The 2338-nt window shown below is 35.6% G+C and carries 1 protein-coding gene and 1 pseudogene; both read left to right on the forward strand.

Features of this window, described 5'->3' with window-relative positions:
* Positions 1 to 110: pseudogene (locus ACFIO3_RS11700) on the forward strand (translation initiation factor IF-3); the annotation flags it as partial.
* Between the two features lie 594 nt (positions 111 to 704).
* A partial coding sequence (locus ACFIO3_RS11705; protein ID WP_375704505.1) for an ABC transporter ATP-binding protein occupies positions 705 to 2338 on the forward strand: 1634 nt, incomplete at its 3' end.

Here is a 2338-nt window from a genome sequence, read left to right on the forward strand (position 1 = left end):
GATTAAAGCTTCTTCAGCGTGTGAAAGAAGATACAAGTGAAATTGCCAAAATCGAATTGGAGCCAAAGCTTGAAGGCCGGCAAATGATGATGGTGATAACACCTAAATAGTTTTGCATTAGAATAATATTCGCATGCAACTCATCAAAATGATGTGTATAGTATTATTTAGAAGCACCACATAGAATTTTTGTGGTGCTTTTAAGGTTTTATAAATGTGTATAAATCCTTTTAAGAGTTTAATAATGCTTTATCAATTTATAAGAAGAATTCGTTATTTTGCGTATTAAATGAGAAAACTCAAACATCGTAAGGTCTTCTTATTTTAAGCTCTCTTATCATGCAATGCGGCAAAATTGTTTGCTTACACATCACAAATGGAGATGATACATAAAATTATTAAAAAAGCAGAAATGTTTTTGTGAACCATTTCAAGTGCCAAAGGCTATCACAATATGGAAATTGGTAAATACAATAGTGAAACTCGCCGGTACCTTTTATTGAAAACTAAAAATAATGATGAACAACGAATTTTCGTTATACCTTTCACAGAAACTTTGCACTACATTCTTCACTCTCACCGTTGTGAAATTGATGTGATGAACCTTGAAAGAAAAAGCTATTTTTGTAAAAAAGATTAAGGAGCTTTTTAATTAAAAGTGCTTCAATCTTGCATAAAATAATGAGAGAATATAGAAGCACTTCATGGCCAAAAAACAAATTTCCTCTTTTGATAAACATCTTATTATCCGTCTTTTGCGCGAAAATTTTCATAAACATGCGCGTTGGTACAGTGCGGCTATTTTCTCAATGATCATCATTTCTGGTACAACTGCAACTAGCGCATGGATTATGCGTGATGTTGTTAATAATATTATTGATGCGCAGAATTTTCCTATGATCGTTTTGATTTCTAGCATCATTGCTTTTATCTTTATTCTCAAGGGACTTGCAACTTTTGCCCAAACTTATTTTCTGAATAAAGCAGGCAATAGTATCATTGCTGAACAACAACGTAAAATTTTTGCACGACTTATGGAACAAGGAGTCTCTTTTTATCATAATAACACTTCATCTGATCTTCTTGTGCGCGTGACCCACAATGCTACAGCCGTACGTAATATCATGGATACTATTATCACAACTTTTGTACGTGATTTGCTTTCCGTTAGTGGTTTGTTGCTTGTCATGTTCATTCAAAATTTTATGTTAATCGCCATTACTTTACTCGTAGGACCACTAGCTTTTTTAGGCGTTCGAATGGCTTTAAAACGAATTCGCAGCCTTATGGAAAAAGAGCTCCTTTCACTTGGTGAAATTATCAAAATCGTACAGGAAACGGCTGTTGGCATTCGAGTTATTAAGGCCTTTTCACTAGAAGAAGTCATGAAAAAAAGAATGGATAAAGCCATTTGTGATGTTGAAAAACAAACAAATCATATTGCAACACTCGAAGCTATTACCAATCCGATTATGGAAACACTCACAGGTGTCGCCATTGCTGGTATTATCTGTTTTTCTGGTTACCTCGCAACTCAACGCGCAGGTGTTCAAGGTGAATTTATGTCTTTTATTGTTGCTTTACTTTTAGCTTATGAGCCCGCAAAAAGACTAGCAAATGTACGTGTCAAAATTGAATCTGGTTTGGTCAATATCCGTACGATGTTTGAAATACTTGATCGTCCCCTTACCGTTATAGAACATAAAGACGCTAAAGATCTGAATAAAACGCAAGGAGCTATTCGTTTCGAACATGTTTCTTTTGCCTACACTGATAACAAAATAGTATTAAAAGACATAAACCTAGAAATAGAAGCTGGCAAAATGACAGCATTAGTGGGGCCATCCGGTTCGGGAAAGTCAACCCTTATTAACCTTATTATGCGTCTCTATGACCCTACAAAAGGACGAATATTGATTAATGATCAAGATATCCGCTACACGACATTTCGATCTCTGAGAAACCTGATGGCCTATGTAGGACAGGATACTTTTCTCTTTCAAGGAACTGTTAAATATAATATCGGGCTTGGAAAAGAAGGAGCTAGTGATGATGAAATTATCGAAGCAGCAAAAGCAGCAAATGCTCATGACTTTATTATGAGTTTGCCAAATGGTTATGATACACAGATAGGTGATAATGGCTGTAATCTTTCAGGGGGCCAAAAACAACGACTCGCTATCGCTAGAGCAATGATTCATGATAGTGAAATTTTGATTCTTGATGAAGCAACAAGCGCTCTCGATTCACATACCGAAGCACAAATTAATGAAGCTATTCATCACCTTACCAAAGGACGCACAACGATTATCATTGCTCATCGCCTTTCAACAATTGC

This window comes from Bartonella sp. AD328YNZD, assembly GCF_042196425.1.